This is a genomic window from Paraburkholderia sp. BL21I4N1 (genome assembly GCF_002973525.1).
Classification (GTDB): Bacteria; Pseudomonadota; Gammaproteobacteria; order Burkholderiales; family Burkholderiaceae; genus Paraburkholderia.
This window is the reverse complement of the sequence record NZ_PVEN01000008.1, coordinates 217,886-240,001: the sequence shown is the minus strand read 5'-3', so window position 1 is coordinate 240,001 and position 22,116 is coordinate 217,886. Positions and strand designations below refer to the sequence as shown.

Here is a 22,116-nt window from a genome sequence, read left to right as displayed (position 1 = left end):
TGATTTACCACCCGCCCCAGCGCGCAGCCAGCGCGGAAAGCACCGCGATCCCGGCCGTTTCGGTGCGCAACACGCGTGGGCCGAGTCCAACCGCGGTAAAGCCATGATCGGTCGCGGCGGCTTCTTCGGCGGCGGAAAACCCGCCTTCCGGGCCGACCAGCACGGTCACGGGGCCGAGCGGCGGCGTGGCGGGCAAGGCCGTCAAGCTGATGCTCGCGCGCGGTGACAGCAGAATCCGCAGTTCGCCGTCTTTCGGCGTGCGCGGCAGCGCGCCGAGCCAGGTTGCGATTTCCCGCACCGGCGTGACTTCCGGCAGGCGATTGCGGCCGCACTGTTCGCACGAAGCGCGCACGATCCCTTGCCAATGCGCATGCCGCCGCTGCGCGCGCTCGCCGGACAGGCGCACGACGCTGCGTGTGGTGGTCAACGGCATGAAGCCCGACGCGCCGAGTTCGACCGCTTTTTCGATCAACCAGTCCATCTTGTCGCCGCCGGCAATGCCTTGCGCGAGCGTGAGGTGATACGGCGCTTCGACTTCGATGGCGCGGAATTCGCGCACCACGACCTTCGCCGAGCGGCGTTCGACCTCGACGAGTTCGGCGCTGTATTCGCCGCCTTCGCCGTTGAACAGCACGATCGAATCGCCGGGTTGCAGGCGCAGAACGAGGATGTGACGTACGACGTCGTCCGGAAGCGGCAGGATGTCGTCGGATTTGAGCGCTGTATCGACGAAGAAGCGAGGCATCAGAGAAATACTCATTGGTTCAGGAAAGGTGGCGAGCGAGCGCCCAACGATAGCCGTCCAGATCTTCGACCTGCGCGAAGCGGTCGCCCCAGAACTGGTCCTGTGGCTCGCTCAACGATTTGGCGCCGGCGGTCAGCGCCCGTGTGTAAACCGCGTCGACGTCGTCGACATAGACATAGAACGATTGCGGCGCGATCGCGCCCGCGCTTTTGGGGGTTTTTGCCGCGGACCCGAAGGCGCCTTCCGGCGCGAACATCACGATCAACTGGCCTTGATAGGTCATCTCGACATGCATGACGACGCCGTCGTCCTGCACGCTGTCGCGTACTTCGAAGCCAAACGCCGCCGAGAAGAACGCGCTTGTGGCGCTTGCGTCGCGTACTGTCAGATAGGGGGTCAACCAGGGCACACCGGCTGGGCGGGAGGCGGTCATGGGATTCTCCGGATCGGGAGGGGTTGGCGGGACGCAGGCCGTGCGGTTAGCTGGACGACTGCGCAATCGGCGTGTCGATCGTGCGGCCCGGGCGAACCGTGCATTGTGCCCACGCTTCAGTGTGTTGACGTTAAGAATTGACTTAGTTTATCGCGCACAGAGCGCGATGCCGAGAACAGTCCCGCATGCAGTGCCGGGTCGTAATGCCTCAGCGAGGCGAGTTCGAGCCGGCGCTCGGTGAACCGCGCGGCGAGCGTGTGGGCGGCGAGGGCTGCGGGATCGAGCGTGTCGCTGGCGGTGGCCATCATCCATAGCGAGCCGTACAGCGGGATGAAGGCGTTCATCGTGCGGACTATCGCGAACGCCGCGCGTAAGCCGTCGAGCAGGCGGGCTACGCGTTGCGCATGAAAGTGCGGCGAGCCGAGATGGACGGAGAGCGCGGCGGTTGGGGACATGGCCCGTTTGAGCTGAGTGTAGAAATCCTGCGTGTACAAGCCCGCTGCGGGTGAGTCCGGCGGCGTCAGGTCGAATATCACCAGATCGAATCGTGTCGCCGCGGACGCCGCTGCCGCCGCGACGTAGTCGGCCGCGTCGCCGATCACCAACTCGACGCGCGGGTCGTCGAAAGCGCCGCCGTGCACCTCGGGCAAATGCTCGCGCGTCAGGCGCACAACCTCGGCGTCCAGCTCCGCGACGACAATGCGTTCGATGCCGGGATGCTTCAGCAATTGCCGCGCGGCGCCGCCGTCGCCGCCGCCCAGCACCAGCGCTGCCTTCGGCGCCGGATGCGTGAGCGCGGCCGGATGCACCATGCATTCGTGATAGATGAACTCGTCGCCGACGGACGTCATCGGCCGGCCGTCCAGCGTGAAGAGCCGGCCGAGCTGAGGCGTATCCCACACCTCGATACGCTGATATGGAGAGTCGACGCACGCGATCCGCCGCGCGTGCGGAAATCCGTAGACGGCGTCGGGACTTGGGTGAAACAGCAGCGGAGCGCTCACGGCGGACGGGCTCCATCAGGAGCGCGGTGGGTTCAGGTCGTCCGATTGTAAACGGCGCACCGGAGCAAACCGGAGCAAACCGCGGCACGCCCCGGCGGCCACGCGCGGCCTCGGGCCATGCGGGTTTCCGCTCGGGCGCCGCGCAACGTTCTGCTAGAATGTCACGCTTTCAGCCTTGTCCGTTTGCTCTGCCCGTTTCGCGTCTCCTGGCGCCGCACCGTGCGCCGAAGCGAACTGGCCGCCGAGCATCCGGGACTCAAGCGCACACCGCTTTCTGACTCTGTCTCCGGACTCGACATGACGACCCCGTCTCCCGCACCCACCTCCCTGATGGCCAACGCAATCCGTGCGTTGTCCATGGACGCCGTTCAAAAAGCGAATTCCGGTCACCCCGGCATGCCGATGGGCATGGCCGAAATCGGCGTGGCCTTGTGGTCGCGTCATCTGCGTCACAACCCGACGAACCCGCAGTGGTCGGACCGCGACCGCTTCGTGCTGTCGAACGGCCATGGCTCGATGCTGCTGTACTCGCTGCTGCATCTGACCGGCTACGATCTGCCGATCGACGAGCTGAAGAACTTCCGCCAGATGCATTCGAAGACGCCGGGTCACCCGGAATACGGCATCACGCCGGGCGTCGAAACGACCACCGGCCCGCTTGGCCAGGGTCTGGCGAACGCGGTCGGCATGGCGCTCGCCGAGTCGCTGCTCGCCACCGAATTCAACAAGCCCGACGCGACGATCGTCGACCATCACACGTACGTGTTCGTCGGCGACGGCTGCCTGATGGAAGGCATCTCGCACGAAGCCTGTTCGCTCGCGGGCGTGCTGAAGCTGAACAAGCTGATCGCGTTCTACGACGACAACGGCATCTCGATCGACGGCGAAGTGGTGCACTGGTTCCACGACGACACGCCGAAGCGCTTCGAAGCGTACGGCTGGAACGTGATCCCGAACGTGGTCGGCCATGACGTCGACGCGGTCGACGCCGCCATCGCCAAGGCCAAGCTGTCCGACAAGCCGACGCTGATCTGCTGCAAGACCGTGATCGGCGAAGGCGCGCCGACCAAGGCCGGCAGCCACGATTCACACGGCGCGCCGCTCGGCGACAAGGAAATCGCGGCCACGCGTGAAAAGATCGGCTGGAAGTGGGAACCGTTCGTGATTCCGCAGGAAGTCTACGCAGCGTGGGACGCCAAGGAAGCGGGCGCGCGCATCGAATCCGAGTGGAACAAGGCGTTCGCGGCCTACCAGGCCAAGTATCCGCAGGAAGCCGCCGAATTTACTCGCCGCATGGCCAAGCAGTTGCCGGCCGATTGGGCGGAACAGGCCAAGGCGATCGTCGCCGGCGCGAACGAACGCAAGGAAACCATTGCTACGCGTAAGGCGTCGCAACAGGCCATCGAAGGCCTTTCGGCTGTGCTGCCGGAACTGCTGGGCGGTTCCGCCGACCTGACCGGTTCGAACCTGACCAACTGGAAGGCCGCCAAGCCGGTGCGCGTGAACGCGGAAGGCCGCGCCGCGGGCAATTACGTGAACTACGGCGTGCGCGAATTCGGTATGAGCGCCGCGATCAACGGCCTCGCGCTGCATGGCGGCTTCAAGGCATTCGGCGGCACGTTCCTGACGTTCTCCGACTACAGCCGCAACGCGCTGCGCGTGGCCGCGCTGATGAAAGCGCCGTCGATCTTCGTGTTCACGCACGACTCGATCGGTCTCGGCGAAGACGGCCCGACCCACCAGTCGATCGAACACGTCGCGAGCCTGCGCCTGATTCCGCATCTGCAAGTGTGGCGCCCGGCCGACACGGTCGAAACGGCGGTGGCCTGGACCCACGCGGTCGAACACCATGGCCCGTCGGTCCTGATCTTCAGCCGTCAGAACCTGCTGTTCTCGGAACGCACGGACGCGCAGATCGCCAACATCGAGAAGGGCGGCTACGTGCTGCGCGACTGGAACGACGAAATCCCCGCACGCAAGATCATCCTGATCGCCACCGGTTCGGAAGTCGAACTGGCGCTGAACGCGGTCGAGCCGCTGGCACGTGAAGGCATCGGCGCACGCGTCGTGTCCATGCCGTCAACCACGGTGTTCGACAAGCAGGACGCCGAGTACCGCGAGCGCGTATTGCCGAACGGCGTACGCCGCGTCGCGATCGAAGCGGGCGTGACGGATTTCTGGCGCAAGTACGTGGGTCTGGAAGGCGGCGTGGTCGGCATCGACACGTTCGGCGAATCGGCCCCGGCTGGCGTGCTGTTCAAGCATTTCGGCTTCACCGTCGAGAACGTGGTAGCGACGGCTAAAGCGGCACTCGGCTGATCTTCGGCAAGTCTGGCCGCACGCGTTGCGGTCAGACTACGAAGCGCAGACGAATAGAGACGAATTTTTTTCAGCCATCAGGAGATAGACCATGACGATTCGCGTCGCAATCAACGGCTACGGCCGGATCGGCCGCAACACGCTGCGCGCCTTCTATGAAAACGGCAAGAAGCACGATATCGAAATCGTCGCCATCAACGATCTCGGCGATGCCAAGACCAACGCTCACCTGACGCAATACGACACCGCGCACGGCAAGTTCCCGGGCGAAGTGTCGGTGGACGGCGACTATCTGGTTGTGAACGGCGACAAGATCCGCGTGCTGGCCAACCGCAACCCGGCCGAACTGCCGTGGGGCGAGCTGAACGTCGACGTCGTGCTGGAATGCACGGGCTTTTTCACCACCAAGGAAAAGGCGAGCGCGCACATCAAGGGCGGCGCAAAGAAGGTGATCATCTCGGCGCCGGGCGGTAAAGACGTCGACGCAACGATCGTCTACGGCGTGAACCACCATGTGCTGAAGGCATCGGACACGGTAATCTCGAACGCATCGTGCACGACGAACTGCCTCGCGCCGCTCGTCAAGCCGCTGAACGACAAGATCGGCCTCGTGAACGGTCTGATGACGACGATTCACGCTTACACGAACGACCAGGTGCTGACGGACGTGTACCACGAAGACCTGCGCCGCGCGCGTTCGGCCACGCATAGCCAGATCCCGACCAAGACCGGCGCTGCGTCGGCGGTTGGCCTGGTGCTGCCGGAACTGAACGGCAAGCTCGACGGCTACGCGATTCGCGTGCCGACGATCAACGTGTCGGTGGTCGATCTGTCGTTCATCGCCGCGCGCGACACGACGGTCGAAGAAGTCAACGCGATCATGAAGGAAGCGTCGGAAGGCTCGCTGAAGGGCATCCTCGGTTACAACGAGGCACCGCTGGTGTCGATCGACTTCAACCACAACCCGGCTTCGTCGACGTTCGACGCAACGCTGACCAAGGTGTCGGGCCGTCTGGTGAAGGTGTCGAGCTGGTACGACAACGAGTGGGGCTTCTCGAACCGCATGCTGGATACGGCTGTGGCGCTGGCCAACGCGAAGTAAGGTCGATGACGCGTCGCGCTGCCGGTTTTGAGTCGGCGGTGCGGAGCGTTAGAGGCAAAGAAAAGCCGCTCTCCGGAGCGGCTTTTTTTTACGCTCGCGCTTGGGCGTCCGCTCGTGTGCGTTAGGCGCGTCTATCTCTACGTCCGTGCCTGCGGCGTTGGAAAGTACACACCCGCGCGCTGCGCCGCGTTCGAAATATGCGTCTCGATCGCGTGGCCGGCAGCGACGGAATCGCGCGCCTTCAGCGCATCCAGAATCACACGATGTTCGAAGTACGTGGACAACACCAGCTCGCGCCGGTAGAACGGCATGCGCTGGCTTTCCTTCATGATGTCCGCGCTGCTGCTCAGAATCGATTCGATCGCCGCGTTGCCGGCAATATTCACGATCCGCATGTGGAAGTCGTAGTCGAGGCGGGCGGCTTCGTCGAGTTCGTCGCAGGCGAGCGCCGTTTGCATGGCCGTGATGTTGTTCTCGAACCAGGCGAGGTCGGCCTCGCTGACGGCGAGCGCCGCCATGCGCGCGATAAAACCTTCCAGCGCGTAGCGCATCTGGTAGGTATCCGGCAACGACGATTGCTCCGCGAAACGCCACGATTGCGCGGCCGTGGCCTGCGCACTTTCCACATAGACGCCCTTGCCGGGCCGTATCACCAGCAGACCGAGCGCTTCGAGCGTGGACAACGCCTCGCGCAACGAAGCGCGACTAATCTCCAGTTCCTCGGAAAGCTGACGCTGCGCCGGCAGCAAACTGCCCACCGGATAGACGCCCGCTTCGATCCGCTCGCGAATGGTCGCGATGGCGGCGTCGGTGACGGTGTGCGGGGCGTTTTTCATCGTAACTCACTTGAAAGCGTGGTCAGACCAGCATTGTATTACGCGCACTGAACGCTCATGCGGCCCATCTTCGTGCATTCGCGATACGACCCGAAATGCTTGGAAAAACAACGGGTAAACACTGTTCGTTGAAACCTTGACGTCAGTATATCGGCTTCCTACTATCTGCCATAACAGTACTGGTCGGACCAGTCTGAACAGATCAGCATCTCAACCAGGAGAAAGCCGTGTTGAAGTTTTTCAATTCGCTGTTTGGCCGGGTCGTCATAGCGCTGGTGGCCGGTATCGTGATCGGCGCCGTGTATCCGCATTTCGCCCAGTCGCTGCGCCCGCTCGGCGACGGTTTTCTCAAGCTGATCAAGATGGTGATCGGCCCGATCGTGTTCTGCGTCGTGGTGAGCGGCATGGCGCATGCCGGCGATCTGCGCAAAGTCGGTCGCGTCGGTTTAAAGGCGGTGGTCTACTTCGAGGTCATGACGACGATCGCGCTGGTGATCGGCGCGGTACTCGCGTACGCCACGCGTCCTGGTGTCGGCATGAACATCAATCTGCATTCGCTCGATCCCGCGTCGCTCGCCACGTACACCGAGAACGCCAAGAGCCTCAAGGACACGGCGGGCTTTCTGCTGAAGATCATTCCCGACACGGCGATCAACGCGTTTGCGACCGGCGACATCCTGCAGATTCTGGTGTTTTCGGTGCTGTTCGGCTCGGCGCTGTCGCTGCTCGGTAATAAGGCACAGCGCGTCAGCAGCCTGATCGACGAACTGTCGCAAGTGTTTTTCCGCGTGATGGGTTTCATCATCAAGCTCGCGCCGCTCGGCGTGCTCGGCGCGATTGCTTTCACGACGGGCACCTACGGCGTCGAATCGCTGAAGCAGCTCGGCATGCTGGTGCTGGTGTTCTACGCAAGCTGCTTCGTGTTCGTGGTCGTGGTGCTGGGTGTGGTGATGCGGCTGGCCGGTTTCAGCGTCTTCAAGCTGATTCGCTATCTGCGCGAAGAACTGTCGATCGTGCTCGGCACCGCTTCGTCCGACGCCGTGCTGCCGCAGATCATGCGCAAGCTCGAATGGATGGGCGTGAAGGATTCGACTGTCGGCCTGGTGATTCCGACCGGCTACTCGTTCAATCTCGACGGCTTCTCCATCTATCTCACGCTTGCGGTGATCTTTATCGCGCAGGCCACCAACACGCCGCTGTCGTTGCATGACCTGATCGTGGTGGTGCTGGTGTCGCTGGTGACGTCGAAGGGCGCACACGGCATTCCCGGCTCGGCGATCGTGATTCTGGCCGCGACGCTGTCCGCGATTCCGGCGATCCCTGTGCTCGGCCTCGTGCTAATCCTGCCGGTCGACTGGTTCGTCGGTATTGCTCGCGCCTTGACCAACCTGATCGGCAATTGCGTGGCGACGGTGGTGGTCGCCGTTTGGGAAAACGATATCGACCGGGTGCGCGCGCATCGCGTGCTGAACCGTGATGCGGCGCTGCGCTACGTACCGGCCGGCGAAGATGCGGGCGACGAGCATGCGGCGGGCGAACACGCACCGGCGCTCTGATTTCCCGCCTGAATCCGAATTGCATTGCGCGCGCCGACGCCGCGCGCCTCCAGCCTCGGCGGATGACGACCATCCGCCGACACTTCTTCACCTTTTCGTAGCCTGACCGAGACTATGGCCAATCCGATCCTCGACTCCAACGCCCCCGCTTTCACGCGCCGCTACATGAATCTCGCCGATCCGCGCTTGGGCGCGAAAGCGCTCCACGCCAGCGACGAATTCTTCGCGCCCAAGGAACGCATGCTGGAGCCGCAACCGGCGGTGTTCATCCCCGGCAAATACGACGACCACGGCAAGTGGATGGACGGTTGGGAAACCCGCCGCAAGCGCACCACCGGTCACGACTACTGCGTGATTCGCCTCGCGCGTCCGGGCGTCGTGCATGGCGTCGATCTGGACACGAGTCACTTCACCGGCAACTTCCCACCGGCCGCGTCGATCGAAGCCTGCTACGCGGACGGCGACGTGCCGCCCGATAACGCCGACTGGCAACCGCTCGTGCCGGCCACCACGCTGCAAGGCAACCAGCACCACTACGTCGAAGTGAGCGACGCGCGCGCGTTCACGCATTTGCGGGTGAATCTGTATCCGGACGGTGGCCTCGCACGCTTGCGCGTGTATGGTCAGCCGAAGCGAGACTGGGAACGGATCGACAGCGGCACGCTGCTGGATCTCGCCGCCGTGGAGAACGGCGCGTATCTGGTCGCGGCCAACAACCAGCATTTCGGCCCGGCCTCGCAAATGCTAATGCCGGGCCGTGGCGTGAACATGGGCGACGGCTGGGAAACCCGCCGCCGCCGCGAGCCGGGTAACGACTGGGCGATCGTCGCGCTGGCGCGGCCGGGCGTGATCCGTAAGATCGAAGTCGACACCGCGCACTTCAAGGGCAACTACCCGGACCGCTGCTCCCTGCAAGCGGCCACGGTGACCGGCGGCACCGACGATTCGCTCATCACGCAGGCCATGTTCTGGCCGGTGCTGCTCGGCGAACAGAAGCTGCAGATGGACCACGTCCACACGTTCGCGGACGGCATCGCGTCGCTGGGTCCGGTCACGCATGTGCGTTTCAACATGTTTCCGGACGGCGGCGTGTCGCGCTTGCGCTTGTGGGGCGAACTCGCGTAACGGAGCCCGTCGATGAAAACATTGCAGATGGAGCGCCTGACGCGCTCGGCCTTCGCGCCGTTCGGCGACGTGATCGAACTGGACGGCGCACGCCACTTCGCGATCAACGGCGGCACGACCGAGCGCTTTCACGACCTCGCCAACGTCGACGTGACGGAGCAGGGCGGCCGGCCGCTGATCAACCTGTTTCGCGCGCAACCGCGCGCGCTGCCGGTGGAGATCACGATGATGGAGCGGCATCCGCTCGGCAGTCAGGCTTTCATTCCGTTGACGGCAGGCCGTTATCTGGTGGTGGTCGCGCCGGCGGGCGAATTCGACCCGTCGCGAATGCGCGCCTTCTGGACCGACGCGTGGCAGGGCGTGAACTATGCGAAAGGCGTCTGGCATCACCCGTTGCTGGCGCTCGATCGGGTGAGCGATTTCGTGGTGGTCGATCGCGGCGGCGAGCAGCCCAATTGCGATGAATTGTCATTAGCCGAGCCGTGGCGACTGGCGTTCGAAGCGAGCGCGGCGCTGGTCGAATAAGGCTAGACGCGCGCGTTGCGGAAAGACCGCATTTCACCGCGCTACAAAAGCAGAAAGACCCGGCCGATTCGCATCGGCCGGGTCTTTTTTTGCCTGCCCGCCGGACCGCGCACCCCGACGCGGCCGACTCTCGCTCGCTACGCCCGAAGGCGCGTCAATGCTTGCGATGCGGGCAATTTTCCTTGGTGCACGCACCGTACAGCGCGAGCGCGTGTTCCTGCAGTTTGAAACCGCGTTCCTTCGCAATGGATTGCTGACGGCTTTCGATCTCGGAGTCGAAAAACTCCTCGACGAGCCCGCAATCGAGGCAAACGAGGTGGTCGTGGTGCGACCCTTCGTTCAGTTCGAACACCGCCTTACCCGATTCGAAGTTGCTGCGCGACAGCAGGCCAGCCTGCTCGAACTGCGTCAGCACGCGATACACGGTTGCCAGGCCGATATCGAGTTCTTCGTGCAAGAGGTTGCGGTACACATCTTCGGCGGTCAGGTGACGCACCGGGCTGTGCTGGAATATCTCAAGGATTTTGAGGCGCGGAAGGGTCGCCTTGAGCCCGATATTCTTGAGATCGGTTGGATTGGTCATGACAAGGGATCCCTAGAGTACAATGCTGGGCTCTCATAGTAATGTGTTTTTGCCGTTCTGGTCATCTTCGATGGAATGAAACTCGCGCGGCTCGTCCACGGGCCCGCACGGTGAGTGAAATGATTTCAAAATCTCAATTGATCTACCGGGGGAGCCGCATGCGGGGTACCTTGATCGCTGTTGCGACTGTCGCGGTTCTTGCCGGATGTTCCACTTACGACAGCCTGACACAGCGCGTTGCCCAAAGCATCACGCCGTACCGCATCACGGTCGTGCAGGGCAACTTTGTTTCGAAAGAAGCGGCAGCGCAAATGCAGGCCGGCATGTCGCGCGCGCAGGTGAAGCAACTGCTCGGCACGCCGCTGTTGACCGACATGTTCCACGCGGACCGCTGGGACTACGTGTTCTATTTCAAGCGTGGCTCGACCAACGTCGTGCAGCAGCGCGATTTCGTGGTGATGTTCTCGGGTGACCGCGTCGCGAGCTGGAGCGGCGGCGAAGATCTGCCGTCCAACCTCGAGTTGCTGGCTGAAATCGACGGCGACAAGCTCGGCAAGAAGAAGGCTGCGGCGTTGCTCAGCCCGGCCAGCGGCGCGAGCGCGCCGGCTGCTGCCGCTGCTGCACCGGCCTCGTCGGCAGCTACCGACGGCGCTGCCGCTGCGGCGGTGCCGTCCACGGACGCCAACGCGGAAGCGGCGCAAGCCGCCAATCGCGCGACCAACGCGGTGTCGTCGGGCGGCGGCTTGCGGCCGTCCGTGCCTAGCGCGCCGACCGCCAGCGGTGGCGGCATTCCGTCAACGGGGCCGACGGCAGCAGGTCAGCCGCAGTTCCAGTTCCACCGTCCGCCGCCGCCGCAAAATCCGAATACGGACAACAGCAATCCGGTCGGCCCGACGGGTCCGCAAAGCAGCAACGGCGGCCCGACGTACAACGCACCGCTGACCTCTTCTCCGTCGACTTCGGGAACGGGCGGCTAATCCCGCTGTCCGTGTCTTAAGACGGGCACAGGATCGGGCACCGCGCACGCGCCATCGCGTCGTGTGCGGTGCCGGTCCGGTTCTCTGCAGTTTTCAGTGATGCGCGTCGCCCGGGCGTGCTGCCCGCCGCCGCTTTCCCCCGCATTTGCCGGGGTTTTTGCTTTTTCCGAACCCTCGAAGCCATGAAAATTGCCATTGCTGGCGCATCGGGCCGTATGGGCCGCATGCTCATCGAAACCGTCCTCAACGATGCCGGCGTCACGCTGTCCGGCGCGCTCGACCGGGCGGACTCTCCGCAACTCGGCCAGGACGCCGGCGCGTTTCTCGGCAAACAGACGGGCGTGCTGCTCACCGACGACATCGAGCGCGTGTTCGCCGAGTCCGACTACCTGATCGACTTCACGCGCCCCGAAGGCACGCTGATGCATCTCGAAGCGGCGCAGCGCCACAACGTGAAAATGGTGATCGGTACGACCGGCTTCGACAACGACCAGAAGGCGCAACTGCGCGCTGGCGCGGAGAAGGTCGCCATCATGTTCGCGTCGAACATGAGCGTCGGCGTGAACGTCACGCTGAAGCTGCTGGAGTTCGCGGCGAAGCATTTCGCGACCGGCTACGACATCGAGATTATCGAGGCGCATCACCGTCACAAGGTCGACGCGCCGTCCGGCACGGCGTTGACCATGGGCGAAACGATTGCCCACGCACTCGGCCGCAATCTCGACGACTGCGCGGTCTACAGCCGCGAAGGCGTGACCGGCGAGCGCGATCCGTCCACCATCGGTTTTTCGGCGATTCGTGGCGGCGACATTGTCGGCGATCACACGGTGCTGTTCGCGGGCATCGGCGAGCGGATCGAAATCACGCACAAATCGGCGAGCCGTCTGTCGTATGCGCAAGGCGCGCTTCGTGCTGTGCGTTTCCTCGAAGGCCACGCAAGCGGCTTTTTCGACATGCAAGACGTGCTCGGCCTGCGCGACGCAGGTTAAGCACGCCACGCAAGCAGGCTGCAGGGGCACACGCTGCCCCTGTTCGCGCCCCTGAAATCACTTTCCCCCGGCGAGGTCAGATGGCAGGCAGCAGCGGCATCATCCATTACCTGCAAACCAGCGACGCGATCACGCATGGCGTCGCGTACGTGCTGCTGGCCATGTCGATTGCGAGCTGGTGCTTTCTGATCGTCAAAAGCTGGATTCTCACGCGCGCCAAGCGTCAAACGAACCGCGCGATTGCGCAGTTCTGGCAGGCGACCACGCTATCCGACGGCGTCGCCGCGCTAAAGCGCGTGGATCGCGAGCGTGTTTTCACGCCGCTCGCCGAGGCCGCGCTACACGCAGCCGAGGTGGATATTCCAGGGGCGTTGCTGGCGCGCGTCGAGCGCAGCGAACGGGTGCTGCGGGCGTTGCGGCAGGCGCTCAATGCGTCGCAGCGGCGGCTCGAGTTTGGTCAGGTGCTGCTGGCTTCGGTGGGCAGTACGGCGCCGTTCGTCGGCCTGCTCGGCACCGTGTGGGGTATTTATCACGCGCTCGGCAGCATTGCGGCGAGCGGCCAGGCGCAGATCGAGAATGTCGCCGGTCCGGTCGGCGAGGCGCTGATCATGACTGCGTTCGGTCTGGTGGTCGCGATTCCGGCTGTGCTCGCGTACAACGTGCTGGGACGGATGGCGCGGCAATTGTCCGAGGAACTCGACGGCTTCGCGCACGACCTGCACGCCTACGTGTGCGCACCGGCCGAGCAGCGCGAAGCGCCGGCCCGCGTCCAGCAGACCTCGACTCACTGACCCACCGAACCATCCGCGCGCGTCTTGCGGCACCCAGGCAAAAGGAGGCGACATGGCATTCGGCGGACTCGAAAAAAAGCAGACGGCCGCGCCGATGGCCGAGATCAACATGACGCCGCTGATCGACGTGATGTTGGTGCTGCTGGTGATTTTCATCATCACCGCACCCTTGTTCACGCACGCGATCCGGCTGGATCTGCCGAAAGTCGCATCGGCGCCCGCGCGCCAGACGCCGCAAACCATTTCGCTTTCCATCGACGCCGCCGGCAAGCTCTACTGGAACGCCAAGCCCATCACCTTGGAGCAGATGCGCGCCCAGTTCGCGCAGGCGGGAAAGCAGGCGGACCAGCCGGAAATCCAGCTACGCGCGGAGCGTTCCACGCGTTACGAAGTGATCGCGCAGGTCATGGGCGCGGCGCAGCAGGCCGGGCTCGAGCGGATCGGCTTCGTGACGGACCCGCCGCCGCCGGGCGGATTGCCGCCGCAGGGCGTCGCGCACTAGTCGCGTAGCCGGCGCGGACTCGGCGCGGACTCGGCGCCTGCACGGTGCGCATTCAGCGCGCACCAGTCGCGCGGGAACGCATCACCGCGCCTGACGCCGCGCGGCGTACCCGCCCGCGAACGGTATAATCAGCCCTTTCCCCCGCAGAGGGGAATCGACGCCATTTCATCCAGCAGAGCACCAAAGCGGCCGGTGCGAAAGCACCGAACCCAGCGATCCCATCACACCATGCACGAAAAATACGTTCCCTCCGACGTCGAATCCGCCGCGCAAGGGCAATGGCGCGCCATCGACGCGTACAAGACTTCGGAAACCACCGAGAAACCCAAGTTCTACTGCGTCTCGATGCTGCCGTACCCGTCGGGCAAGCTGCACATGGGCCACGTGCGCAACTACACGATCAACGACGTGATGTACCGCTATCTGCGGATGAACGGCTACAACGTGCTGATGCCGATGGGTTGGGACGCGTTCGGCATGCCGGCGGAAAACGCGGCAATGGCCAACAACGTGCCGCCCGCGAAGTGGACCTACGACAACATCGCTTACATGAAGAAGCAGATGCAGTCCATGGGCCTCGCGATCGACTGGTCGCGTGAAGTCGCGACCTGCAGCCCCGATTACTACAAATGGAACCAGTGGCTGTTCCTGAAGATGCTCGAAAAGGGCATCGCGTACAAGAAAACGGGCACCGTGAACTGGGATCCGATCGACCAGACCGTGCTCGCGAACGAGCAGGTGATCGACGGCCGCGGCTGGCGTTCGGGCGCGCTGGTCGAAAAGCGCGAAATCCCGATGTACTACATGCGCATCACGCAATACGCGGACGAACTGCTGAACGACCTCGAAGGCCTCGGCTGGCCCGAGCGTGTCAAGGTCATGCAGCAGAACTGGATCGGCAAGAGCTTCGGCGTGAACTTCGGCTTCCCGTATGAGATCGACGGTGAACAGAAGCTGCTGCGCGTGTTCACCACGCGCGCTGATACCGTCATGGGCGTCACGTTCTGCGCGATTGCCGCCGAGCATCCGCTCGCCACGCGTCTCGCGAAAGACAAGCCGGAACTCCTGCCCTTCATCGAAGAATGCAAGCGCGGCGGTGTCGCTGAAGCCGACGTCGCGACTATGGAAAAGAAGGGCATGGGCACGGGCTTCTACGTCACGCATCCGCTGACGCAGGAACAGATCGAAGTGTGGATCGGCAATTACGTGCTGATGAGCTACGGCGAAGGCGCGGTCATGGGCGTGCCGGCGCACGACGAGCGCGATTTCGCATTCGTGAAGAAATACAGCCTGCCGATCAAGCAGGTGGTGGCCGTCGAAGGTAAGGTGTTTTCCACCGAAGCCTGGCAGGAATGGTATGGCGAGAAGACCGGCACGCTGATCAACAGCGGCAAGTACGACGGCCTCGCCTACGAACCGGCGGTCGACCAGATCGCCGCCGACCTGAAGGAACTCGGCCTCGGCGACAAGCAGATCACGTGGCGTCTGCGTGACTGGGGCGTGTCGCGCCAGCGTTATTGGGGCACGCCTATTCCTATCATCCACTGCCCGAAGTGTGGCGACGTGCCGGTGCCGGAACAGGATCTGCCGGTGGTGCTGCCGGAAGACCTCGTACCGGACGGCACGGGCAATCCGCTCGCCAAGTCCGAAGCGTTCGTGAACTGCACCTGCCCGACGTGCGGCAGCGCGGCTAAACGCGAAACCGACACGATGGACACCTTCGTCGATTCGTCGTGGTACTTCTACCGCTACGCGTCGCCGGATGCGAAGACCATGGTCGACGAGCGCACCGATTACTGGGCGCCGATGGATCAGTACATCGGCGGTATCGAGCACGCGATTCTGCACCTGCTGTACTCGCGTTTCTGGGCGAAGGTGATGCGCGACCTGGGTCTCGTCAAGTTCGGCGAACCGGCGAAGAACCTGCTCACGCAGGGCATGGTGCTCAACGAAACGTACTACCGTGAAAGCGAGGCCGGCAAGAAGACCTGGTACAACCCGGCCGACGTCACGGTCTCGTTCGACGACAAGGGCCGCCCGGTCGGCGCGGTCCTGAACGCGGACGGCCAACCGGTCGTGCTCGGCGGCGTCGAGAAGATGTCGAAGTCGAAGAACAACGGCGTCGATCCGCAACTGCTGATCGACCAGCACGGCGCGGACACCGCGCGTCTATTCGTGATGTTCGCCGCCCACCCTGAGCAGTCGCTCGAGTGGTCCGGTTCGGGCGTGGAAGGCGCGAGCCGTTTCCTGCGTCGCGTGTGGAGTTTTAGTCAGGCGAACGAAGCTGCGTTGCGTGCGGGCGGCACGGTCGAGGCCGCAACACTGGGCGACGTCGACAAAACGCTGCGCCGCGAGATTTACAGCGTGCTGAAGCAGGCTGATTTCGACTACCAGCGTCTGCAGTACAACACGGTGGTATCGGCCGCGATGAAAATGCTCAACGCGCTAGACAGCGCGAAGGGCGCGCAACCGGCCGTACTGCGCGAAACGTACAGCGTGATGTTGCGCGTGCTGTATCCGGTGGTGCCGCACCTCACGTTCCAGTTGTGGCAGGAACTCGGTTTCGCCGACGTCCACGGTTCGCTGCTCGACGCGGCATGGCCGAAGGTCGACGAGCAGGCATTGGAACAGTCGGAGATCGAACTCGTGCTGCAGGTGAACGGCAAGGTGCGCGGCGCGATCACCGTGGCGAAAGACGCCACGCGTGAAGCGATCGAACAGCTCGCGGCCGCTCACGAGATGGTCGCGAAGTTCAGCGAAGGCAAGGCGCCGAAGAAGATCGTCGTGGTGCCGGGCCGCCTCGTGAACGTGGTCGTTTGACGCGCGACGAGAACATGACAGCGGACAGGAGCGGCCGCGCAGGGCGGCGCCTGTCTCTCGCTGCGGAATCTACTGCGAACCAGGAGCCAATGTGACTCGCAGAATGGTATTGACGCTGGCTTGCAGCGTGCTGATGTTGTCCGCTTGCGGCTTCCAGTTGCGCGGCCAGCAGGACTACGCGTTCAAACGCCTCTATATCGCCGGCGGTTCGCCCGCGGCCAATGCGCGCCTCACGCGCATGGTGCAAGGCGGCAGCGATACGGTGGTGGTCACCGCGCTCGCCAATTCCGACGCGACGCTGCAATTGAACGAAGCCCGCAGCGTCAGCACGCTGACGCTGAATTCGCTCGGCGTGGTCGAGGAGTATCAGATGAATCTCTCGATGAACTACACGCTGGTCGGCAAAGATGGCACGGTGCTGATTCCGCCGAGCGTGATCGGGTTGAACCGCGCAATGACTTATAGCGACCAGTATTCGCAGGCCAAGGCTGCGGAGTCCGACATCCTGTTCGCCGATATGGAAAACGACGCGATCGACCAGCTTACGCGCCGTCTGTCGATCGTGCGTTCGCTGCATCCGGCGCCGGGTCAGGAAGTGCCGGCGGTGTCGCCGCGCGCGCCGTTGCCGCCACCGCCGCTGTGAGCGTGGTGCTTCGTTCAACTTTGCCGGACGCTCCGCATGCAACTGCGACTTGACGCGCTCGAAGCGCATCTCGCCAAGGGACTCGCCGGTCTCTACGTCGTGTACGGCGACGAGCATCTGCTCGCGCAGGAAGCGTGCGACCGCATTCGTGCCACGGCGCGCGCGGCTGGCTTCACCGACCGCTCGGTGTTCACCGTGGAGCGTGGGTTCGACTGGAGTTCGCTACTCGGCGCGAGTCAATCGATGTCGCTGTTCGGCGACCGTCAACTGGTCGAATTGCGGATTCCATCGGGCAAGCCCGGCAAGGAAGGCGCGGATGCGTTGAAGGCGCTTGCCGCCGCGGTCAACGACGATGTGCTGACCATGGTCACGTTGCCGCGTCTCGACGCGGCAACGCAGAAATCGGCGTGGTTCACGGCGCTGGCCGACGCCGGCGTCGCGTTGAAGATCGATCCGGTGGAGCGCGCGCAGTTGCCGAACTGGGTCGGCCAGCGGCTCGCGGCGCAGGGGCAGCGGGTTGCGGCCGGCGAAGAAGGGCGGCGCGCGCTGGCCTTTATCGCTGAACGGGTGGAAGGCAATCTGCTGGCCGCGCATCAGGAAATTCAGAAGCTCGGGCTGTTGTATCCGGCGGGGTCGTTGAGTTTCGACCAGGTTCAGGACGCTGTGTTGAACGTCGCGCGTTACGACGTTTTCAAGCTGAACGAGGCGATGCTCGCGGGCGACGTCGGTCGTCTGTCACGTATGCTCGACGGGCTGCGTGGCGAAGGCGAGGCTGCGGTGCTGGTGTTGTGGGCGGTCGTCGAAGAAGTGCGCACGCTGCTGCGGATCAAGCGCGGCGTGGAGGCGGGTAAGCCGCTTGCGATGCTGGTGCGTGAGAACCGTGTGTGGGGGCCGCGCGAGCGGTTGATCGGACCGGCGCTTTCACGTGTAACGGAAGGGGCGCTGGAAAAGGCGCTTGCTTTGGCGGCCAAGCTGGATCGGCAGGTGAAGGGTTTGTCCGGCGGGACGCGGGGAAACCATCGCAACGATCCGCCGCCCGATCCGTGGGATGGTCTGTTCGAGCTGGCGATGACCGTGGCGTCGCCAAAAACGTTGGCCGTGCCGCCACTGCGGCCTCGGAGCGCAGCGACTGCTGCGCCGTCGCGCCGGCCAGTTTGAGCTGTGAGGCGGCGCTGGCGGCCCAAACCGCCACGCCAGGCAAAGCACCGCCGCGCGTCTTACAATCGCTTGATGTTTCGCTAATTCTGTCAGTCCGCCCCGCCTGAGCGTGGCGCGGCACCAAGAGAATCTCCATGGATATCGACCAGTACATGACCGACCTCGGCCGCCGCGCCCGTCACGCTTCGCGCGCGATGGCGCGGGCGTCGACGGCGGCGAAGAATGCCGCGCTCGCGGCCGTTGCTCACGCCATTGAACGCGATACCGTGTTGCTGAAAGAAGCCAACGCGCGCGACCTCGCCAAGGCCCGCGACAAAGGACACGACGCGGCGTTTATCGACCGTCTCACGCTGTCGGACAAGGCGCTGAAGACGATGGTCGAAGGCTTGCGGCAGGTCGCCGGACTGGCCGATCCGATCGGTGAAATCGGCAACATGAAGTTTCGGCCGAGCGGCATTCAGGTGGGTCAGATGCGTGTGCCGCTGGGCGTGATCGGCATCATCTACGAATCGCGGCCGAACGTGACGATCGACGCCGCCGCACTGTGCCTGAAATCGGGCAACGCGACGATTCTGCGCGGCGGTTCCGAGGCGCTCGAGTGCAATACGGCGCTGGCGAAGTTGATCGGCGAAGGCCTGGAAGCGGCCGGATTGCCGCAAGACGCGGTGCAAGTGGTGGCCACGGCGGATCGCGCGGCCGTCGGCAAGCTCATCACGATGACGGAATACGTCGACGTGATCGTGCCGCGTGGCGGCAAGAGCCTGATTGCGCGTCTGATCGAAGAAGGCCGCGTGCCGATGATCAAGCACCTCGACGGCATCTGCCATGTGTATGTGGACGATCGCGCGGATCTGACGAAAACGCTGACCGTTTGCGATAACGCGAAGACGCACCGCTACGGCACCTGCAACACGATGGAAACGCTGCTGGTTGCGCGTGATATCGCGGCTGAGGTATTGCCGGCGCTGGGCAAGCTGTATCGCGCGAAAGAAGTCGAGTTGCGCGTGGATGCGGCGGCGCGAGCGGTGTTGTCGGCTGCGGGCGTGGCGCCGCTTGTCGATGCCACCGAGGAAGACTGGCGCACCGAGTATCTTGCGCCGGTCCTGGCGATCAAGGTGGTCGACGGTCTTGACGCGGCGATCGAGCACATCAACGAATACGGCTCGCATCACACCGATGCGATCGTCACCGAAGACCACGACCGCGCCATGCGCTTTCTGCGCGAAGTCGATTCGGCGAGCGTAATGGTGAACGCGTCGACGCGTTTCGCCGATGGTTTCGAATTCGGCCTTGGCGCAGAAATCGGTATCTCGAACGACAAACTGCATGCGCGTGGGCCGGTGGGTCTGGAAGGGCTGACGTCGCTCAAGTATGTCGTGCTGGGTCATGGCGAAGGCCGCCAATAAGTGGCGAGCGTTCGTCGCGAGCGCTGATTGAAAAAGCGGCTGCGCAACGCAGCCGCGCTCGCACTTGCCGCCGCTTCCGCCCGATTCGCACACACTAACGAACCCCACAACAACAGGTGCTCCCGATGCTTTGGGTCAAAACATTTCACATTGTCCTGGTGGCTTCCTGGTTTGCCGGCCTGTTCTATTTACCGCGCATCTTCGTCAATCTGGCGATGGAAACGGATACGGCTGCAACGGCGCGTCTCCTGACGATGGCGCGAAAATTGTTCCGCTTCATGACATTCATCGCGGTGCCGGCGCTGGCCTGTGGTATCTGGCTGTGGCTAGTGATCGGGATTGGCCGCGGGCAGGGCTGGATTCACGCGAAGGTCGGCGTGGTGGTCTTGTTGATCATCTATCACGCGTACTGCGGTGTGTTGCTGCGGACTTTTGAACGTGGCGAGAACCGTCGTTCGGATAAGTGGTATCGGATGTTCAATGAGTTGCCCGTGCTGGGCATGCTGGCGGCTGTGGCGCTGGTGGTGATCAAACCGTTTTAAGCTTTGGGTGGGAGCGCAACGCTCCACACTGTTAGACGTTATGCACCGACCCGAGAGTCGTATGTGACGACGCGACACGCCAGGTGTCGCCACGTCGCACATACAGGTCGGTGAACGCGTAATCGATCGTTTTTAAACCCGATGCCGGCGTGTAGTGATTGACGCCGGACACCATCGCGACATTCCCCAGTACACGTACTCTCAGATCGCCGAGCGACTGCGCGGCGCCAGGCGGCAAGGACGGTGCGAACAGCACGTCGGCTTTGCTGCGACGGGCGCCGTTTGGCATGGTTTCGACGAAGGAGTTGTCGAGTAGTTGGTCGAGCGTGGCGCGGTCGCCGTGAGCGACGGCGTCGACCCACATCTGCTCGATCGAAACCAGTGTGGCGTCAACTTGAACCTCGGTGTGGAGGCCGACGGCCAACACGCAAGTTGATAGGCCGAGGGTGGTCAGGAAGGCAAAATATTTCATATTCCCTGTTTATGGAAGAAAGGTGCGTTAAATGTCACGCGGCGACTAAACCGCAATGAATCATGATCACGCTCCATTGCCTGATTTGCGCATGCGCGATGACACGGCGCGCCAGCCGTTCGGTCGTCTGGCGTAGACATCGGTGAACAAGAAATAGATTGCTTTAGCGCTGGGTGCCGGTTGGTAGTGGTTGACGCCGGTTACAACGGCAATGTCGCCGATTACCCGTACGTTGACCTCCGTAAGTGTCTGGCTCGAACCGGCAGGAAGTCCCGGCGCGGAAAGCGCGTCCGCTTTGCTACGGCGTGCTCCGTTGGACATCGTCTCGACGAACGAGTCATCCAGAATTTGGTCGAGTACGGCGTGATCGTGGCGGGACGAGGCATTTACCCAGGATTGTTCAAGGGCAGCTAACGCCGCTTCGTCCGATGTTGCGGTGGATGCCTGCGATGCAACGGGCGAAAGCAGCAGGCCGACGGTAGCCAGGATGGTAAAGCGGTTCATGAAAACTCCTGAAGAGAGTGAATACGTTCTCAAATACGGTTGTCGATCCGGAGCTGCGATCGAGAATCGTCTGGTGTTGATAAGAAGATGACGGCGTTTAAATTTGGATGCAGGCTCGTTGCGCAAAATGGGATTGATTGGTTGGTTGGCGTTTTATCTGTCGTCACTTTAATAGGTCAGCTTTTGAGGCCTTGGGTCCAATTTTGTCGGCGACCAGTGGGTTAATCCACAGGATTAGTCTTAATTTTCTTATTTTGATGTGAGAAAGTCTGAGCGTGGATCGTATTTGTCAGGGTGCGCGCAGAGATTCTCGTTGGTGGCGGGGGAATAAAATTTAAAAATAGGAGGGATCCTATTTTTATTCTAACGTGCGCCGCACGCAGAGATTTTTGAGTCTCAAATCGCTTAGTCAGCGTGCGACCACCTTCTGATAAGCCCATCAGCTAAGAGATGTATGTTTTTGACCTGACGATCAGCACGTCAAACGGTCCACGGTGTGACGCGTACGAGCGACGAGTTATGGATATGCGGCGCCGCATCATGGCTGGCCGACCAAGTCCCTCGTCGGTTGTTTCGTCGTTCAGTTTCGCGTCGCGCAATCAGGATTTTCTTAATTTTTAAAATAGAACGAATCAGCCTAAATTTTTATATTTCAGATTTTTGTCTGTGAATATTAGGACCTTTCCTAGGTAAATTGGTTGTTCTGTCTGGTTGACGAGGAATTGTCCTAAGTATAATTGAATTTTAAGAATTGTCCCATTAAAGCGTGAGTCGCTTAAACATACATTTGTGTCACCAGCCGAAGGGTGAGTGACGTGGTCCGAAAATTCTCATTCGTATGACCGCTTTTTCATTCCCTCGGTGACCGACTGATATGCGTGAAGCGCCGACTTGGTCGCTTGCAAAACAGATCAGTTACTACACTTTCAACAGGATGAAATCGTGAACAAGTCGTACAAAACCGTTTGGAATGAAACTACCGGAACCTATGTGGCTGCATCGGAAGTGGCGAGGAGTCGGGGGAAGAAGAGTAAGAGCAAGAGCGTGCTTGTTGCCGCGATCCTGGCAGCAGGCGCTGGCGCTT

The 22,116-nt window shown here is 62.6% G+C and carries 21 protein-coding genes and 1 pseudogene; 15 read left to right on the top strand and 7 right to left on the bottom strand.

Annotated elements, in window-relative coordinates; genetic code table 11:
- Positions 1 to 4 precede the first annotated feature (4 nt).
- The 3 genes from B0G83_RS21715 to speE form a co-directional block, all read right to left on the bottom strand.
- Positions 5 to 745 carry a 16S rRNA (uracil(1498)-N(3))-methyltransferase gene (locus B0G83_RS21715; protein WP_105509455.1) on the bottom strand — a complete coding sequence of 247 codons (741 nt, stop codon included), beginning with the start codon at positions 743 to 745 and terminating at the stop codon, positions 5 to 7.
- 19 nt (positions 746 to 764) lie between these two features.
- On the bottom strand, positions 765 to 1,178 hold the full coding sequence (locus B0G83_RS21710) for a glyoxalase/bleomycin resistance/extradiol dioxygenase family protein (protein WP_105509454.1): 414 nt from the start codon (positions 1,176 to 1,178) through the stop codon (positions 765 to 767).
- Between the two features lie 116 nt (positions 1,179 to 1,294).
- On the bottom strand, positions 1,295 to 2,182 hold the full coding sequence (speE, locus tag B0G83_RS21705; RefSeq protein WP_105509453.1) for a polyamine aminopropyltransferase: 888 nt from the start codon (positions 2,180 to 2,182) through the stop codon (positions 1,295 to 1,297).
- 297 nt (positions 2,183 to 2,479) lie between these two features.
- On the opposite strand from speE, the gene tkt reads away from it, so the two are divergent.
- Positions 2,480 to 4,501, top strand: coding sequence for a transketolase (gene tkt / locus B0G83_RS21700; RefSeq protein WP_105509452.1), 2,022 nt, complete (start codon positions 2,480 to 2,482; stop codon positions 4,499 to 4,501).
- A gap of 91 nt (positions 4,502 to 4,592) precedes the next feature.
- Positions 4,593 to 5,603, top strand: coding sequence for a type I glyceraldehyde-3-phosphate dehydrogenase (gap, locus tag B0G83_RS21695; RefSeq protein WP_035548635.1), 1,011 nt, complete (start codon positions 4,593 to 4,595; stop codon positions 5,601 to 5,603).
- 137 nt (positions 5,604 to 5,740) lie between these two features.
- Here the strand turns inward: gap and B0G83_RS21690 are convergent, their stop codons facing one another.
- Positions 5,741 to 6,439 carry a FadR/GntR family transcriptional regulator gene (locus B0G83_RS21690; RefSeq protein ID WP_105509451.1) on the bottom strand — a complete coding sequence of 233 codons (699 nt, stop codon included), beginning with the start codon at positions 6,437 to 6,439 and terminating at the stop codon, positions 5,741 to 5,743.
- A 227-nt stretch (positions 6,440 to 6,666) separates the two neighbouring features.
- Between B0G83_RS21690 and B0G83_RS21685 the strand changes: the two genes are divergently transcribed.
- The 3 genes from B0G83_RS21685 to B0G83_RS21675 all read left to right on the top strand — a co-directional run bounded on the left by B0G83_RS21685 (position 6,667) and on the right by B0G83_RS21675 (position 9,645).
- The gene (locus B0G83_RS21685; protein ID WP_105509450.1) at positions 6,667 to 7,995 is read left to right on the top strand and encodes a C4-dicarboxylate transporter DctA; all 1,329 of its coding nucleotides are present in this window, start codon (positions 6,667 to 6,669) and stop codon (positions 7,993 to 7,995) included.
- 114 nt (positions 7,996 to 8,109) lie between these two features.
- Positions 8,110 to 9,120 carry an allantoicase gene (gene alc / locus B0G83_RS21680; protein WP_105509449.1) on the top strand — a complete coding sequence of 337 codons (1,011 nt, stop codon included), beginning with the start codon at positions 8,110 to 8,112 and terminating at the stop codon, positions 9,118 to 9,120.
- A gap of 12 nt (positions 9,121 to 9,132) precedes the next feature.
- Positions 9,133 to 9,645, top strand: a complete 513-nt coding sequence (locus B0G83_RS21675) for an ureidoglycolate lyase (protein WP_105509448.1) — start codon at positions 9,133 to 9,135, stop codon at positions 9,643 to 9,645.
- Between the two features lie 154 nt (positions 9,646 to 9,799).
- Here B0G83_RS21675 and fur read toward each other — a convergent pair whose 3' ends face one another.
- Positions 9,800 to 10,228, bottom strand: coding sequence for a ferric iron uptake transcriptional regulator (gene fur / locus B0G83_RS21670; RefSeq protein ID WP_012434340.1), 429 nt, complete (start codon positions 10,226 to 10,228; stop codon positions 9,800 to 9,802).
- Positions 10,229 to 10,386: 158 nt separating this feature from the next.
- Between fur and B0G83_RS21665 the strand changes: the two genes are divergently transcribed.
- The 9 genes from B0G83_RS21665 to B0G83_RS21625 all read left to right on the top strand — a co-directional run bounded on the left by B0G83_RS21665 (position 10,387) and on the right by B0G83_RS21625 (position 20,056).
- Positions 10,387 to 11,205, top strand: coding sequence for an outer membrane protein assembly factor BamE (locus B0G83_RS21665; RefSeq protein ID WP_105509447.1), 819 nt, complete (start codon positions 10,387 to 10,389; stop codon positions 11,203 to 11,205).
- Between the two features lie 182 nt (positions 11,206 to 11,387).
- Positions 11,388 to 12,194: a 4-hydroxy-tetrahydrodipicolinate reductase gene (gene dapB, locus B0G83_RS21660; RefSeq protein ID WP_105509446.1), complete on the top strand. Its 807-nt coding sequence runs from the start codon at positions 11,388 to 11,390 to the stop codon at positions 12,192 to 12,194.
- Between the two features lie 80 nt (positions 12,195 to 12,274).
- On the top strand, positions 12,275 to 12,985 hold the full coding sequence (locus B0G83_RS21655) for a MotA/TolQ/ExbB proton channel family protein (protein ID WP_105509445.1): 711 nt from the start codon (positions 12,275 to 12,277) through the stop codon (positions 12,983 to 12,985).
- Between the two features lie 52 nt (positions 12,986 to 13,037).
- Positions 13,038 to 13,487: a biopolymer transporter ExbD gene (locus tag B0G83_RS21650; protein WP_105509444.1), complete on the top strand. Its 450-nt coding sequence runs from the start codon at positions 13,038 to 13,040 to the stop codon at positions 13,485 to 13,487.
- A 228-nt stretch (positions 13,488 to 13,715) separates the two neighbouring features.
- Entirely contained in the window at positions 13,716 to 16,307 is a 2,592-nt protein-coding gene (gene leuS / locus B0G83_RS21645; protein WP_105509443.1) for a leucine--tRNA ligase, read from the top strand.
- A gap of 91 nt (positions 16,308 to 16,398) precedes the next feature.
- Positions 16,399 to 16,950, top strand: a complete 552-nt coding sequence (gene lptE / locus B0G83_RS21640) for an LPS assembly lipoprotein LptE (protein WP_105509442.1) — start codon at positions 16,399 to 16,401, stop codon at positions 16,948 to 16,950.
- A 36-nt stretch (positions 16,951 to 16,986) separates the two neighbouring features.
- Positions 16,987 to 18,108 carry a DNA polymerase III subunit delta gene (gene holA / locus B0G83_RS21635; protein ID WP_105509441.1) on the top strand — a complete coding sequence of 374 codons (1,122 nt, stop codon included), beginning with the start codon at positions 16,987 to 16,989 and terminating at the stop codon, positions 18,106 to 18,108.
- A 134-nt stretch (positions 18,109 to 18,242) separates the two neighbouring features.
- Positions 18,243 to 19,514: a glutamate-5-semialdehyde dehydrogenase gene (locus tag B0G83_RS21630; protein ID WP_105509440.1), complete on the top strand. Its 1,272-nt coding sequence runs from the start codon at positions 18,243 to 18,245 to the stop codon at positions 19,512 to 19,514.
- A 125-nt stretch (positions 19,515 to 19,639) separates the two neighbouring features.
- Positions 19,640 to 20,056, top strand: a complete 417-nt coding sequence (locus tag B0G83_RS21625; protein ID WP_105509557.1) for a CopD family protein — start codon at positions 19,640 to 19,642, stop codon at positions 20,054 to 20,056.
- A 31-nt stretch (positions 20,057 to 20,087) separates the two neighbouring features.
- Here B0G83_RS21625 and B0G83_RS21620 read toward each other — a convergent pair whose 3' ends face one another.
- Together B0G83_RS21620 and B0G83_RS21615 are read right to left on the bottom strand one after the other, a co-directional pair.
- The gene (locus tag B0G83_RS21620; RefSeq protein WP_105509439.1) at positions 20,088 to 20,528 is read right to left on the bottom strand and encodes a nuclear transport factor 2 family protein; all 441 of its coding nucleotides are present in this window, start codon (positions 20,526 to 20,528) and stop codon (positions 20,088 to 20,090) included.
- A gap of 66 nt (positions 20,529 to 20,594) precedes the next feature.
- A complete protein-coding gene (locus B0G83_RS21615; protein ID WP_105509438.1) occupies positions 20,595 to 21,032 on the bottom strand; it encodes a nuclear transport factor 2 family protein in 438 nt (145 codons plus the stop codon).
- A 942-nt stretch (positions 21,033 to 21,974) separates the two neighbouring features.
- Between B0G83_RS21615 and B0G83_RS39585 the strand changes: the two are divergent.
- A pseudogene (locus tag B0G83_RS39585) lies at positions 21,975 to 22,109 on the top strand (ESPR-type extended signal peptide-containing protein); the annotation flags it as partial.
- Between the last annotated feature and the right edge of the window lie 7 nt (positions 22,110 to 22,116).